The organism is bacterium, from assembly GCA_026129405.1.
In the GTDB taxonomy this organism is placed as follows: Bacteria; Desulfobacterota; Binatia; order DP-6; family DP-6; genus JAHCID01.
Map to the genome: position 1 here is coordinate 104,349 of JAHCID010000008.1, position 14,109 is coordinate 118,457.

Annotated in this window: 12 protein-coding genes; 10 read left to right on the forward strand and 2 right to left on the reverse strand. The window is 74.6% G+C overall.

Features of this window, described 5'->3' with window-relative positions; all coding sequences use genetic code 11:
* Positions 1-148 precede the first annotated feature (148 nt).
* The 7 genes from KIT14_22130 to KIT14_22160 are packed head-to-tail and all read left to right on the forward strand — an operon-like array spanning position 149 to position 9,038.
* Positions 149-1,138, forward strand: coding sequence for a MoxR family ATPase (locus KIT14_22130; GenBank protein MCW5893222.1), 990 nt, complete (start codon positions 149-151; stop codon positions 1,136-1,138).
* 15 nt (positions 1,139-1,153) lie between these two features.
* Positions 1,154-2,029: a DUF58 domain-containing protein gene (locus KIT14_22135; protein ID MCW5893223.1), complete on the forward strand. Its 876-nt coding sequence runs from the start codon at positions 1,154-1,156 to the stop codon at positions 2,027-2,029.
* Entirely contained in the window at positions 2,026-2,985 is a 960-nt protein-coding gene (locus KIT14_22140; protein ID MCW5893224.1) for a hypothetical protein, read from the forward strand. Before KIT14_22135 ends, KIT14_22140 begins: the two co-directional genes overlap by 4 nt.
* Positions 2,972-3,967, forward strand: coding sequence for a VWA domain-containing protein (locus KIT14_22145; protein ID MCW5893225.1), 996 nt, complete (start codon positions 2,972-2,974; stop codon positions 3,965-3,967). The genes KIT14_22140 and KIT14_22145 overlap by 14 nt, the downstream gene beginning before the upstream one ends.
* The gene (locus KIT14_22150) at positions 3,964-5,964 is read left to right on the forward strand and encodes a VWA domain-containing protein (protein MCW5893226.1); all 2,001 of its coding nucleotides are present in this window, start codon (positions 3,964-3,966) and stop codon (positions 5,962-5,964) included. Before KIT14_22145 ends, KIT14_22150 begins: the two co-directional genes overlap by 4 nt.
* The gene (locus KIT14_22155; GenBank protein ID MCW5893227.1) at positions 5,964-8,483 is read left to right on the forward strand and encodes a BatD family protein; all 2,520 of its coding nucleotides are present in this window, start codon (positions 5,964-5,966) and stop codon (positions 8,481-8,483) included. The genes KIT14_22150 and KIT14_22155 overlap by 1 nt, the downstream gene beginning before the upstream one ends.
* A 45-nt stretch (positions 8,484-8,528) precedes the next feature.
* Entirely contained in the window at positions 8,529-9,038 is a 510-nt protein-coding gene (locus KIT14_22160) for a hypothetical protein (GenBank protein ID MCW5893228.1), read from the forward strand.
* Between the two features lie 6 nt (positions 9,039-9,044).
* On the opposite strand, the gene KIT14_22165 is transcribed toward KIT14_22160, so the two are convergent.
* Positions 9,045-9,314: a hypothetical protein gene (locus tag KIT14_22165; protein ID MCW5893229.1), complete on the reverse strand. Its 270-nt coding sequence runs from the start codon at positions 9,312-9,314 to the stop codon at positions 9,045-9,047.
* A 140-nt stretch (positions 9,315-9,454) separates the two neighbouring features.
* Between KIT14_22165 and KIT14_22170 the strand changes: the two genes are divergently transcribed.
* Entirely contained in the window at positions 9,455-10,435 is a 981-nt protein-coding gene (locus tag KIT14_22170; protein ID MCW5893230.1) for an LLM class flavin-dependent oxidoreductase, read from the forward strand.
* Positions 10,436-10,488: 53 nt separating this feature from the next.
* The gene (locus KIT14_22175) at positions 10,489-10,653 is read left to right on the forward strand and encodes a hypothetical protein (GenBank protein MCW5893231.1); all 165 of its coding nucleotides are present in this window, start codon (positions 10,489-10,491) and stop codon (positions 10,651-10,653) included.
* Positions 10,654-10,725: 72 nt separating this feature from the next.
* Here KIT14_22175 and KIT14_22180 read toward each other — a convergent pair whose 3' ends face one another.
* Positions 10,726-12,999, reverse strand: coding sequence for a GAF domain-containing sensor histidine kinase (locus tag KIT14_22180; GenBank protein ID MCW5893232.1), 2,274 nt, complete (start codon positions 12,997-12,999; stop codon positions 10,726-10,728).
* A 196-nt stretch (positions 13,000-13,195) separates the two neighbouring features.
* Between KIT14_22180 and KIT14_22185 the strand changes: the two genes are divergently transcribed.
* A complete protein-coding gene (locus tag KIT14_22185) occupies positions 13,196-14,086 on the forward strand; it encodes an alpha/beta hydrolase (GenBank protein MCW5893233.1) in 891 nt (296 codons plus the stop codon).
* Positions 14,087-14,109: the final 23 nt, after the last annotated feature.

Sequence of the window (14,109 nt, forward strand, 5' to 3'; positions counted from 1 at the left end):
TGCGGCGCGCCCGGGCGCTCCGGCGCAATCGCGCGCGGCCCGACGTGCACGCGCCCGGCTCGGCTCCCCAGCGCCGCCAGCCGCGCCAACGCCGTGCCTCCGCCCCGGTTTGCGCTCCTCCGGAATCGCCGGTAACCACCTCGATTCGATGGGAACCGGCCCGGCAGGCGTCAACGCGCGCGTCGAGGAGGCTTCGGCGTTCGTCTACAAGCTGCGGGAGGAGATCGGGAGCGTGGTGGTGGGGCAGCACGGCCTCGTCGACCGCCTGCTGATCGGCCTGCTGACGAACGGGCACGTGCTGCTCGAGGGCGTCCCGGGGCTGGCGAAGACGCTGTCGGTGAAGACGCTGGCCCAGGCCATCGACGCGAGCTTCCGGCGCATCCAGTTCACGCCGGACCTGCTGCCCGCCGATCTGATCGGCACGCTCATCTACAACCCGCGCGAGGGGACGTTCACCACCAAGAAGGGGCCGCTGTTCGCGCAGATCGTGCTCGCCGACGAGATCAACCGCGCGCCCGCCAAGGTGCAGAGCGCGCTGCTCGAGGCGATGCAGGAGCATCAGGTCACGATCGGCGAGGACACGTTCGTGCTGCCCGACCCGTTCCTCGTTCTGGCGACGCAGAACCCGATCGAGCAGGAGGGCACGTATCCGCTGCCCGAGGCGCAGGTCGATCGCTTCATGCTGAAGTGCCGCATCGGCTATCCGACGCGGGAGGAGGAGCGGCAGATCCTCGATCGCATGGCGACGGCGAGCGGGCCACGGCCCGTGCGGCCCGTCGTCGGCACCGCCGACATCGTCGCGGCGCGCAACCTCGTCGACCAGGTCTACGTCGACGACAAGATCAAGGACTACGTCGTGCAGCTCGTCTTCGCGACGCGCGAGCCGCAGGCGGTGCAGCTCGACATCGGTCCGCTCATCGAATACGGCGCCTCGCCGCGCGCCACCATCTGCCTCACGCTCGCCGCGCGCGCACACGCCTTCCTCCAGGGCCGCGGCTACGTCACCCCGCAGGACGTCAAGTCGATCGCGCCCGACGTGCTCCGTCATCGCGTGGTCGTCACCTACGAGGCCGAGGCGGAAGACGTCGACTCCGACGAGATCGTCCGTCGCGTGCTCGACGGGGTTCCCGTCCCGTAGCCGTCCCCGGCTCCGATGCTGAGCCGCGAGCAGCTGAAGGCGGTCCGGAAGATCCAGATCCGGACCAGCCACCTGGTGACCGACCTCTTCGCCGGGCAGTACCACAGCGTCTTCAAAGGACGCGGCATGGAGTTCGCCGAGGTGCGGCTCTACCAGCCCGGCGACGAGGTGCGCACCATCGACTGGAACGTGACGGCGCGCACCAGCGTGCCGTACGTGAAGCGCTTCGCCGAGGAGCGCGAGCTGACCGTCATGCTCCTGGTCGACGCCAGCGCGTCGACGTTCTTCGGCAGCGTACGGCAGACGAAGAGCGCGCTCGCCGCCGAGCTGGGCGCGGTGTTCGCCTACTCGGCGATCACGAACAACGACAAGGTCGGCCTCGTCATCTTCTCCGACCGCATCGAGATGGCGTTGCCGCCGCGCAAGGGCACGCATCACGTGCTGCGCGTGATCCGCGAGGTGCTGTCGTGCGCGCCGCAGGGACGCGGCACCGACATCGCCGCCGCGCTCGAGCACCTCGGGCGTGTGACGACGCGGCGCTGTGTCGTCTTCCTGGTGTCGGATTTCCTCGATCCGAATTGCCAGCGGGCGCTGCGCGTGGCCGGCCGCCGGCACGATCTCATCGCCGTCGTGCTCGACGATCCGCGCGAAGCGGAGCTGCCCGACGTCGGCCTCGTCGAGCTGGAGGAGGCGGAGACGGGCGCCCGCTACGTCGTCGACACCGGCGACGCCCGCGTGCGCACGGCCTTCGCCAAGCAGGCGGCGATGGGGCGGGCCGCGCGCGACCGCGTGCTGCGCGCGGCGGACGTCGACGCCGTCACCATCCGCACCGACCGCTCGTACACCGACGCGCTGATGCGCTTCTTCCGCGCGCGGGAGAAGCGGCGGTGAGGCGGCGCGCGCTCCTCGGCCTGCTGATGGCCCTCGTGGCCGGCCTCGCGCGGGCCGACGAGGCCCCCGCGCCGGTCGCCGTGCGGGCCTGGTACGCGCCCGAGAAGCTCACCGTCGGCGACCGCTTTCGCTACTTCATCGAGGTGTCGGCGGCGCCCGGCGTCGAGGTCGTGCTCGCGCAACCGACCGAGAAGCTCGGCGACTTCGACATCCTCGACTTCGGCAACGAGGCGCCCGTCACGCGCGACGGGCGCGCGATCCTCGTGCGCTGGTACGAGGTCGTCGGTTGGAGCCCCGGGCACCACCTCGTGCGCTCGCCGCCGGTGCAGTACCGGACCCAGTCGGGCAGCCCGCTCGAGAGCGCGACCGGCGACGACCTCGGTATCGAGGTGACGAGCGTCCTCGGCGAGGCCGACGCCACCGGCGACATCCGCGACATCGCCCCGCCCGAGGACTTCCCGCGCGACTGGCGCCCCGTGCTGCTGCTGGGCGGCGCCGGCCTGGCCGTGCTCGCCGCGATCGCGGCGCTCGTCTGGTGGCGCCGCCGGCGCGTCCGCGGCGCCCGGACGGCGGCGCCCGAGCCGGCGCACGTCGTGGCCCTGCGGGCGCTCGAGGCGCTGCGGGCGCGGCAGCTGCCGCAGGCGGGCGCGTGGAAGGCGTTCTACTCGGCGCTCTCCGACGTTGTGCGGGCGTATCTCGAGCACCGCTTCGGCGTGCGCGCGCCGGAGATGACGACCGAGGAGTTCCTCCAGGCGGCCACGCGCGGCGGACGGCTCGAGCGCGCGCACCGCCAGCTGCTCGCCGACTTCCTCGTCGAGTGCGACCTCGTGAAGTTCGCGCGCCACGTGCCGACGCTGGAGCAGTGCGACCGCGCCTTCGCCGCCGCGCGCCGGTTCGTCGACGAGACGACCGCGGTCACGGCGCTCACCCCGGAGCGGGGCCGTGCGGCTGGCTGAGCCCGTATGGCTGCTGCTGCTCCTGCTGCTGCCGCTGGTGCGGGCGCTGCGGGCGCGACGTCCCGCCGATCCGTCGGTGCGCTGGCCGACGCTCACCCCGCTGGAGGCGATCGCGCCCGGCGGGGCGCGGCGGCGGCGTGCGATCCTGGGCGCGCTGCGCACGGCGGCGGTCGTGCTCGGCGTCGTGGCGCTGGCCCGGCCGCAGGTCGGGACGGCCACCGTCGAGGTCCACCGCGAGGGCGTCGACGTCGTGCTCGCCGTCGACGTCTCGGGCAGCATGCTCGCCGAGGACTTCAGCGTCGGCGGCAAGCGCGCCAACCGGCTCGAGGCGGTGAAGGGCGTCGTCGAAGAGTTCGTGAAGGCACGGGCCGACGACCGCATCGGTCTCGTCCTGTTCGCCGGGCGGCCGTACACGCAGTGCCCGCTGACGCTCGATCACGGCTGGCTCCTGCAGAACCTCGGCCGCGCCAGGATCGGCATGATCGAGGACGGCACGGCGGTGGGCTCGGCGCTCGCCACCGCAGTGAACCGGCTGCGCGCCTCGAGCGCGCCCAGCCGCTTCGTCGTCCTCCTCACCGACGGGCAGAACAACGCGGGCCGCATCACGCCGCAGACGGCGGCCGAGGCGGCGAAGGCGCTCGGCATCAAGGTCTACACGATCGGCGCCGGCACGCGCGGCATGGCACCGTTCCCGATGCAGGACCCGTTCGGCGGCACCGTCTATCGGCCGGTGCAGGTCGACATCGACGAGCCGACGCTGGAGGCGATCGCGAAGGAGACCGGCGGCCGCTACTTCCGCGCCACCGACACGGACTCGCTGCGCGAGATCTACGCCGAGATCGACCGCGCCGAGAAGGCGCCGATCGAGGCGCCCGAGCACGAGGAGCGGCGCGAGGCGTTCGCGTGGCTCCTGTGGCCGGCGCTCCTCTTGGTGCTGGGTGAAGCCGTGCTGGGCGAGACCCGCCTGCGGAAGCTGCCGTGATGGACGCCGTGCGCTGGGACCATCCGCCGTTCCTGCTGGCGCTGCTCGCGGCGCCGGCGCTGGCGGCGTTCTTCGTGTGGGCGGCGGGCCGGCGGGCGCGTGCCCTCCGGACCTTCGTCGCGGCGAGCCTCCTGCCCGTGGTGGCGCCCGACGTCGACCCCCGCCGGCGGCGCCTGCGCGCGGCGCTCGTGGTGGCGGCGGTGGCCTGCCTCGGCCTCGCGCTCGGCGGGCCGCGCTGGGGCTTTCGCTGGGAGGAGCTGCGGCGCGAGGGCATCGACATCGTGGTCGCGCTCGACACCTCGCGCAGCATGCTGGCGACGGACGTGAAGCCGAACCGCCTCGCGCGCGCGAAGCTCGCCATCCGCGACCTCGCCGACGCCGCCAGGGACGATCGCCTGGCCCTGGTGCCGTTCGCCGGCTCGGCGTTCGTGCAGTGCCCGCTGACGCTCGACCACGGGGCGTTCCTCGAGAGCCTCCAGGCGACCGACGTCGGGATCATCCCGCGCGGCGGCACGGCGCTCGCCGTCGCCATCGACACGAGCCTCGGTGCGTTCGAGGGCCGGGAGGGACGGCACCAGGCGATCGTGCTGGTGACCGACGGCGAGAGCCACGAGGGCGACTGGAAGGCCGCCGTCGCGCGTGCGAAGGAGCGCGGCGTCGCGATCTTCACCGTCGGCCTCGGGACCACCGAGGGCGAGCTGCTGCCGGCGGAGCAGGGGCCCGGCTTCTTCAAGGACCGGCGCGGGCAGGCGGTGAAGTCGCGTCTCGACGAGACCACGCTCGAGCAGGTCGCGGTCGACACCGGCGGTGTCTATTTGCATCTCGCCGGCACCGGGCCCGGGCTCGCCGAGCTCTACCGCGACCACATCGCGGAGCTCGATCCGCGCCAGCTCGGCTCGACGCTCGAGAAGCGCTACGAGGCGCGCTATCGCTGGCCGTTGCTGGTGGCGCTCGTCCTCCTGCTGCTGGAGCCGCTGGTCTCCGATCGGCGATCCGCTGCCGGCGGCCGCGGGCGGCGCTTCTGGGGCGCGGCGCGCGCGCCGGCGGCGGCGCTCGTCATCGCGAGCCTGTCGATCGGCTGGCTCGATCCGAACGCGAAGGCGCGCGAGGGCGTGACGCTCTACCGCGAGGGCCGGTTCCCCGAGGCGGCGCAGGCGTGGAACGAGGCGCTCGTCGACACGCCGGAGGTGCCGGCGCTGCACTACGATCTCGGTGCCGCGTTCTACCGCCTGCAGAAGTGGGACGAGGCGCTGGGGTCGTACGAGAAGGTGCCGGCGGCGCCGGGCGACGATCCGGCCCGCGCCGCGCGCACCTGGTACAACGTCGGCAACACGCGCGTGCGCCGCGGCGAGGCGTCGGAGCAGGAGAAGCCGCAGGAGACGCTCCAGCAGTGGGGCGAAGCGCTCGTCGCCTACCGGCGTGCGCTGACGGCGGACCCGACGCTCACCGACGCCAAGTACAACCTCGAGCTGGTGGCGAAGAAGGTGGCGGCGCTCGAGGAGAAGCTGAAGCAGCAGGAGCAGGAGCAGGAGCAGCAGCGGGGCGAGGAGCAGCCGAAGGATCGGCAGCCGCAGGACGACCGGCAGCAGGCGGGCGAGGAGCCGAAGCCGGAGGATCGGCAGCCCGAGGACGGCCAGCCGCCGTCCCCGGAGCAACCCCCCGAGCAGCCGGCGGAGCAGGAGCCGCCGCAGCAGCCCGACGAGCAGGGCGAGCCCCAGCCGCGGGACGACGAGCCGCCGCAGGAGCAGGCCGGCGACCAGGCGCCGCAGCCCGAGGCGGAGGAGGCCCCGTCGCAGGCGGCTCCGTCCGAGGCGGGGGAGCCGTCGAAGGAGCAGCCGCAGGGCGACGACTCCGCCGGCGAGCGCCGCGACGGCGAGATGAGCCCCGAGGAGGCCGCGGCGCTGCTCGACGCGCAGCGGGCGGAGGAGGTCTCGCCCGAGGACGTCGCGCGACGCATGCAGGGAGGGCGCGTGGCCGGGCCGGCGCAGGACTGGTGATGCGACGCCTTCTCGCGCTGCTGGCCCTGCTCGTGGTCGCCGCCGCGGCGCCGGCGCGGGCAGCGGTGACGCTCTCGGCGCGCCTCGAGCCGTCGCGCGCGGCGGTGGGCGATCCCGTCGACCTGGCGGTCACCGTGAACGGTGCGCAGGACGCGCCCGTGCCGACGTTGACGCCGCCGGACGGCCTCTCGATCCGCTACGTCGGCCCGGAGACCCAGGTCTCGATCGTCAACGGCCAGATGACGTCGTCGATCACGCACCACTACACGGTGGTGGCGCAGCGCGAGGGGCTGTTCTCGGTCGGGCCGATCACGCTCGACTACGAGGGCACGAAGCTCGGCGCCGGCAGCCCGCGGCTCACGGTGACGGCATCGCCGACCGGCGGCCCGACCGGCGGCGAGCAGCTGCGCCTCGTGCTCGAGGCGCCGAAGACGACGGTGTACCTGCACGAGCGGCTGCCGCTCGGCCTGTCGCTGTGGGTCGGCGACACGAGCGTGGGCGATCTCCAGTATCCGGTGATCGGCGGCGACGGCTTCGCGCTCGATCCGTTCCGCGAGCCGTCCCAGCGGTCGGTGCGGACGGCCGACGGCGCCTTCCAGCTGGTCGACTTCACGACCACCCTGGTGCCGCTGCGCGTGGGCACGCTGAGCGTCGGCCCCGCGACCATGAGCCTGGCGCAGGTGATGCAGCGGCCGCGGCGCGGCTTCTTCCTCGGCGGCTCGGGTCGCCAGCCGATCGAGCTGCGCTCCGAAGCGATCACGCTCGAGGTGCTGCCGCTGCCCGAGGCGGGACGACCTGCGGACTTCGGCGGCGCGGTAGGCAGGTTCTCGCTCGACGTCGCGGCGGCGCCGCGCGATCTCGCCGCCGGTGATCCGGTGACGCTCACCATCACGGTGCGCGGCACCGGCACGCTCGAAGGGGCGGCCACGCCCGCGGTGGCGGAGCGGCCGGGGCTCAAGGTGTATCCGGTGCAGGCGGCGGCGCAGCAGCCGGCCACGACGCCCGGCGAGATCACGCGGGTCTTCGAGCAGGTGGTGATCCCGCAGCAGCCCGGCACGGTGACGCTGCCGCCGGTGCGTCTCGCGTACTTCGATCCCGAGGCACGCGCCTACCGCGTCGCGCAGCACGGCCCGATCGTGCTCGCCGTGGTCCACCCGGCACCCGGCACGCCGACGCCGCAGGTCGTCGGGGCCGCCGCCAGGCCGGCTCCCGCGGTCGCGACGCCCGAGCCCCTCGGGCGCGACCTCGTCTTCATCAAGGACGCGCCGGGCGCCCTCGTGCCGGCGGCGGCGGCGCGCTGGCGGCGGCCGGCGTTCTGGCTGCTCCAGCTCGTCCCGCCGCTCGTCTGGGTCGCGGTGATGCTGTGGACGGCGCGGCGGCAGCGCCTCGGCAGCGATGCGCGCTTCGCGCGCTTCTCGGCCGCGGGACGGACCGCCCGGACGTCGCTCGCGGCGGCGCGCACGCGTCTCCAGGGCGGCGACCGCGCCGGCTGCGTCGATGCGGTCGCGCAGGCGGTCACGGCCTACCTGTCCGCGAAGCTCGACCTGCCGCCCGGCAGCGTCGACCCGGAGCGCGCCGGCGAGCGGTTGCGCGGCACGCGGGCGGGCGGAGCGGTCGTCGACGACCTGCGCACGCTGCTCGCGACCTGCGAGCGCGTGCGCTTCGCACCCGGGAGCAGCGCGGACGGCGAGGCCGAGCGGGCGCTGGGCCAGGCCGAGGGCATCGTGCGCACGCTCGAGCGCGAGCGCCGTCTCGGGCGCGGCTTCGGCGCGACGGCAGCGTCGTGCCTGGTGGCGTTGGGGCTCGGGCTCGCGGGCCCGGCGCCCGCCGCCGACGAGACCCCGCAGGCCGCGTTCTTCCGCGGCAACGCGCTCTACGCCGACGGGCGCTTCGCCGAGGCGGCCGACGCGTACGCCCAGGTGCTGGCGGCGGGCGTCGAGAGCGGCCCCACGTACTACAACCTCGGCAACGCCCGCCTGCGCGCCGGCGACGCCGGCGGCGCGGTGTGGGCGTACGCGCGCGCACCGGCTGCTGCCGCGCGACGCCGACGTCGCCGCGAACCTCGGCTTCGCGCGGGCGCCGGGCACGGAGCCGCCGCCGGCGCCCCTGTGGGTGCGCGCGGCCTTCCGCTCGCGGACGTCGCGACCGCGGACGAGCTCGCGGGCGCGGCGGCCGTCGCCTGGTGGCTGCTGTTCGGGTTGCTGGTGGCGGCGCGGCTCGTGCCGGGCGCGCGTCGCGGGCTGCGACGCGCGGCGTTCGCGGTCGGGCTCGCCGGGCTGGTCGTGCTGCTGTCGTTCGGCTGGCGACTCGCGACCGTCGATCTGCGCGCCGAGGCCGTGGTCGTCGCGCCCGCCGCGGTGAGCGTGCGCTTCGAGCCGTCGGCGACCGGGACGTCGCATTTCACGGCGGCGCCGGGCAGCGTGCTGCGCGTGCTCGGGGCGCGCGAAGGATGGCGGCAGGTGGCGCGTGGCGACGGCGCGCGCGGCTGGGTCGAGGCGAGCGCGCTCGCGGATCTATGACGCGACGGCGTGACGCGCGCCCGGCGTCGTGGTAGCCGAGCGCTCATGCCCAAGAGCAGCCGCAAGGCGACCGCAACGAAGCGCACCTCCGCTCGCAGCACGAAGCCGACGGCGAAGAAGACCGTCGCGAAGGCGGCCAAGCCCGCCGCTCGCGCCGCGAAGCCGATCGGCAAGACGACGGCGGCGACGAAGACGCCCGGCAAGAGGGCCGCCGGCAAGACGGCGCTCGCCAAGACGGCGCTCGCCAAGACGGCGGTCGCCGGGAAGGCCGTCACCAGAAAGGCCGCCGGCAGGCCGGCCGCCGCGCGCGCGGCGAAGAAGCCCGCGCCGCGCCCCGCGGCGAAGCAGGTGGCGAAGGCGGTGGCCGGCGTGGTGGCCACGACCGTCGCCGTCGCGAAGACGCTGGTCGAGAAGGCGACCGCCGTCGTCGCGCCGGGGAAGGCGCCGCGCAAGGCCGCGGCGGTGCCCCGCCTGCCGATCGAGCCGGCGAACGCGAAGGCGTCGTCGACGCCCTCGAACGTCTGGCCGGGCCTGCCGCCGCGTTACTTTCGCTGAGCCCTCTCAGCCACCGCGGCATTCCGCGATGGCGTTGAACATCTCGGCGGGCGCCTCGCCGCGGGCGAGGCGCGCCTCGAAGTCGCGGAACTGCTCCAGCGTGAAGGCACGCTGGAGCTTCTCGATCGAGCACGAGCAGGACTCGACGGTGGTGCCGCGCTGGGCGCGGCACGAGGCCATGAAGGCCTCGACCACCGCGTCGGGGTAGGGATGCTCGATCGACTTCTCGCAGGCGGCGAGGAGGGCCAGGGCGGCAAAGAGGAGCGCGCGACGCATCGGCGTCCCGCTCTAGCCCGCGCGCGCCCGGGCGTCCATTGGCGGCCGGATCGGGCAGGCCTGCACGCAGAGGCGCCCCTTCGGCGGATGGACGGCCCGGGGGGCGGCCGTGCTACAGCTCCGCCCATGAGGCGAGCCGTATGACGATGATCGCGCTCCGCTACGACCTGCGTGCGCCCGCGTTCGCCAGGACCGGCCATGCGGAGCTCTACGGCGCGTGCCTCGATCAGTGCGCCTGGGCCGATCGTCTCGGGCTCGACATGGCCGTCCTCTCCGAGCACCACGGCGTCGAGGACGGCTTCATGTCGGCGCCGGTGACGCTCGCCGCCGCGATCGCCGGCCGTACGCAGCGCCTCGGCATCAACATCGCCGCCGCCCTGATCCCGCTGCACGATCCGGTGCGGCTCGCGGAGCAGATCGCCGTCGTCGCGCTGGTGAGCGGCGGGCGGCTCTCGATGGTGGCCGGCCTCGGCTATCGCGAGGAGGAGTTCGTGATGGCGGGCATCGAGCGCCGCCAGCGCGGCCGGCTCCTCGAGGAGTACGTCGAGGTCATGCGCCGCGCCTGGACCGGCGAGCCGTTCGAGTGGCGCGGGCGGATGGTCCGCGTCACGCCGGCGCCGCCGTCGCCGCCGATGGTGCTGATCGGCGGCTCGACCGACAAGGCCGCCAGGCGCGCCGCCCGCCTGCGTGCGGGCTTCTTCCCCGCCGTCGCCGACCCGAAGCTCGCCGAGATCTACGAGGCCGAGTGCGCGAAGCTCGGCGTCACGGGCTTCGTCGCGATGCCGGGTGGGCCGGGCTTCGTCCACGTGAGCGAGGATCCGGAGCGCGACTGGGCGCGCATCGCGCCGCACGCGCTCTACGACGCCCAGACGTACGCCTCGTGGCAGACGCCGGACCAGCGCTCGCAGGTCCACGTCGAGGCGCAGACGATCGACGACGTCCGCCGCAGCGGCGTCTACCAGGTGCTCACGCCGGACGAGTGCGTCGCGCTCGCCCGCGAGACCGGGCGCCTCGTGCTGCACCCCCTCATGGGAGGCATGTCGCCCGAGCTCGGCTGGCAGGGCCTCGAGTTGTTCGCGGCCAAGGTGCTGCCCCGACTGCGGGACGCGGGAGGAACGTGATGCCGGCTGCCCCCGACCGTGTGCTATCTTCGAGGTCACGTACAGGCGCGCACATGCCCAAACCGAGACAGCGCTCCGAGGGCCGGTTCGGCAAGGTCGCCAACGAGTTCTACGTGGGGGCGCTGGTGGTGGGCGTGGTGGTGGTGGTGGCCGGCGTCGTCGCCGCGATCGTGGCCCTCACGATGTCCGTGAGCCGCTGGGTCGCCCTCGCGGACTGACGGCGATCGCGCTCGAGCCGGAGCCGCTTCCCGTCGGCGCGAGGCCGAGCGGTCGCGCCGCGTCCGCGGTGCTCAACCGACGGCGCGCAGCGGCGCCTGCTCGCGCCGGAGGGTCACGGTGAAGGTCGTGCCCTGGCCGACGACGCTCGCGACCGTCACCGTCCCGCCCAGCTGCCCCACGAGGCGGCGCACGATGTAGAGCCCGAGCCCGACGCCGGCGTACGAGCGCGCGTCCGAGCCGTCGACCTGCCGGAACATGTCCCAGATGACCGGCAGCTGCGCCTCGGGGATGCCGATGCCGGTGTCGCGCACGGTGAGGACCGCCGCCGCCGGCGTCTCGCGGCTGGAGACGACGATGCTGCCCGAGGGCGTGAACTTGAGCGCGTTGCCGACGAGGTTCTTCAGCACCGTGCGCAGCTTGCGCGGGTCGGTGACGAGCGACGCGCCCGCCGCGGCCTCCCAGACGAGCTCCGGGCCGGGGGGGCGTCGCATGGTCGCGAAGTCGACCTCGAGCTCGGCGAAGAGCGCCACCACGTCGATCGGCTCCAGCTGCGGGCGGTCCCGGCCGGCCTCGAGGCGGCCGAGGTCGAGCGTCGCCTCGATCAGCTCGAGCAGCTCGAGGCTCTGGCGCCGTACGCGCTCGAGGAGGGCGGCGCGCTCCTCGGGCGCGACGTCGGTGTCGCGCAGCATCTCGGTGTAGCCGATGATCACGCTGAGCGGCGTGCGCAGCTCGTGCGACATGGTGGAAACGAACTCGGACTTGAGTCGCGTCGCGGTGCGCAGCTCGTCGACGAGGCGCGCGTTCTCCAGCGCGAGCGCGCCGAGATGCACGAGGCCGGACGCGATGCGCGACTCGACGGCGGTGAACGCGCGGTCGGTCCGGCGCGCCGCGCAGAGGAAGCCGGCGATCGCAGGCCCGCGCCAGAGCGGCACGGAGAGCACCCGCGCCACCCCGAGCCAGCCGTAGATGCGTCGCGCCTGCTCCGAGCGCAGCTGCCCCGCGGGCACCTCCACGGCCGCCGTCGTGCGCAGCGTCTCGACGAGGGGTGCCAGCAGCGACGCCGGCATGGTGAAGCCGCGCAGGGCGGCCTCGTGCTCCGGCCTGTGACCGTGCGTCGAGGGGATGCGGAAGGTCTCGCCGTCGGCGTCGAGGAGGACGACGCTGGCGGCGTCGGCGGCGAGCAGCTCCGCCGCGAAGCGGCAGAGGCGCTCGAGCACGAGCGGCTCGTCGATCGTCGCGATCATCGCCTCGCCGACGCCGGCGAGCGCGCGGCTCACCTGCGACTCGTCGAGCAGCTCCCGCTGCGACGTCTCGAGCGCCGCCGCGGCGCGCCCGCGCTCGAGCGCGACGCCGGCCAGGCGCGCGGCCGACTCGAGCAGCCGCCACTCCGCCCGCCCCGGAGTGCGCGGCTCGCGGTAGTACATCGCGAACGTCCCATGGCAGGTCCCGTCCGCCGCGACGATCGGGACGGACCAGCAGGCGCGCAGCGCGTGGGCGGCGGCGAGGTCGCGGTAGCGCACCCAGCGCGGGTCGGTGCAGACGTCGTGCACCACCACCGGCACGCGATGGAAGGCGGCCGACCCGCAGCTGCCGGCTTCGGGACCGATGGCGATGCCGTCGATCGCCGCCGTCCAAGTGGGGGGGAGCGAGGGCGCCGCGCCCGCGTGGAGGCGGTCGTCGCGGCGGAGCAGCACGGAGCAGAGGAGGCCGGGCGCCTGCGACTCGATCATGCGGCAGAGCGCATCGAGCACGACCTCGAGCGGCGTGCCGGTCGCGATCATCTCGAGGATGCGGGTGTGGCCGGCGAAGAGGGTCGCGACCGCCTTGCGCGCGCGCCGGCCGAGCTCCTGCTGCCGCGCGACCACCACGGTGCCCGCCAGCGCCCCGACGACGCCGGCGATGCCGTAGGGGTCGGCGGGGAACGGGCGCCCGAGGGTCACGAGGGCGGCCGCCGCCCCGAGCCCGGACGCGAGCGCCACCGCGAGCTGGGCGCGTCCGCCCCACGGGATCAACGCGGCGGTGGCGACGTTGGCCGCGATCACCACGAGCGCCGCGACCTGACCGTCGCCGCGCAGGACCGCGGCGACGGCGCTGCTGGCGAACAGCAGGGCCATGGTGCCGGTTCCGGCCGCGAGCAGTCGTGCGGGCGTCCGCATGCTGCGGACGGCCCAGAGCGCCGCGCCGAGGAGCAGTATCTGTCCGGCCTTCAGGGCGAGCAGCGCGTCGCGCGCCTGCGGCTGCGAGAGCGCGTCCAGCAGAGTCGACCCGATCGCGATGGCGAGGAAGCCGGTGAGGGTGACCCGCAGGCGCTGGCCGAGGATCTCGTGATGATCGGGGGCTGCCACGTTTCTGACGGGGTACGCCGCGTAGGGGCCCCGCTGTGCTGCAACCGGCATGCCTCAGCCCACGGCGTGTGGTCGGCCCTCCGGGCCGGCCCTCCCGACCGGAGCGGGCGGCTCGCCGTGTCGGGATGATGGCGCTGTGCGTATGGATACGACGCTGCTGGCCGGTGCCCGGCGGGATTTGGTACGACGCCCGCACATGGCCAGCCCCCAGCTCGAGATGATCATCCAGCTCCTGCGCAGCCGCCCGGCGATCGTCGACTTCGACGTCGTGCGGCTGCGCCAGGGGCTCGAGGCGCTGGTCGGCACGAGCCCGGTCCCGGAGGGTGTCGCCTGCACGCCGCTGCGGGTCGCCGACGTCCCCTGCGAGTGGATCGTCGCCGACGGCGCGCGCGACGACGCGGTGCTGCTCTATCTGCACGGCGGCGGATACTGCATCGGGTCGATCAACACGCACCGCGCCCTGGTCTCGCGGCTCTCCGCGGCCACCGCGATGCGGGGGCTGGCCGTCGACTACCGTCTGGCGCCGGAGCACCCGTTCCCCGCGGCGCTCGACGACGCGACGGCGGTCTATCGCTGGCTGCTCGGCCAGGGAGTCGCGCCCGAGCGCGTGGTCGTGGCCGGGGATTCGGCCGGCGGCGGTCTCACGCTGGCGACGCTGCTCGCGACCCGGGACGCGCAGCTCCCGCGCCCGGCGGGCGGCGTGTGCCTGTCGCCGTGGACCGACCTCGAGGTGACGGGCGCGACCATGGACTCGCACGCCGAGCGCGATCCGATGATCCGGCGCGACGGCGCGCTCCGTCTCGCCGCGGCCTACCTCGGCGCCGCGCCCGCGCGCACGCCGCTCGCGTCGCCGCTCCACGCCGACCTCCGCGGCCTGCCGCCGCTGCTCGTCCAGGTGGGTACGGCCGAGACGCTGCTCGACGATTCGGTTCGCCTCGCGGAGCGCGCCCGAGCGGCCGACGTCGACGTCACCCTCGAGCCCTGGGAGGACATGATCCACGTCTGGCAGGCGTTCGCGCCGCTGCTGCCCGAGGCGGACGAGGCCATCGCCGCGATCGGCAGCTGGGTGCGGGCCCGCGTGCCCTGAGGCGGCGGAGGGTCCCCGGAGGC

Coding starts and splice junctions, on each gene's coding strand:
- KIT14_22130 (MCW5893222.1), top strand. CDS start 149: ATGGGAACCGGCCCGGCAGGCGTCAACGCGCGCGTCGAGGAGGCTTCG.
- KIT14_22135 (MCW5893223.1), top strand. CDS start 1,154: ATGCTGAGCCGCGAGCAGCTGAAGGCGGTCCGGAAGATCCAGATCCGG.
- KIT14_22155 (MCW5893227.1), top strand. CDS start 5,964: ATGCGACGCCTTCTCGCGCTGCTGGCCCTGCTCGTGGTCGCCGCCGCG.
- KIT14_22160 (MCW5893228.1), top strand. CDS start 8,529: ATGCCCAAGAGCAGCCGCAAGGCGACCGCAACGAAGCGCACCTCCGCT.
- KIT14_22165 (MCW5893229.1), bottom strand. CDS start 9,314: ATGCGTCGCGCGCTCCTCTTTGCCGCCCTGGCCCTCCTCGCCGCCTGC.
- KIT14_22170 (MCW5893230.1), top strand. CDS start 9,455: ATGACGATGATCGCGCTCCGCTACGACCTGCGTGCGCCCGCGTTCGCC.
- KIT14_22175 (MCW5893231.1), top strand. CDS start 10,489: ATGCCCAAACCGAGACAGCGCTCCGAGGGCCGGTTCGGCAAGGTCGCC.
- KIT14_22185 (MCW5893233.1), top strand. CDS start 13,196: ATGGCCAGCCCCCAGCTCGAGATGATCATCCAGCTCCTGCGCAGCCGC.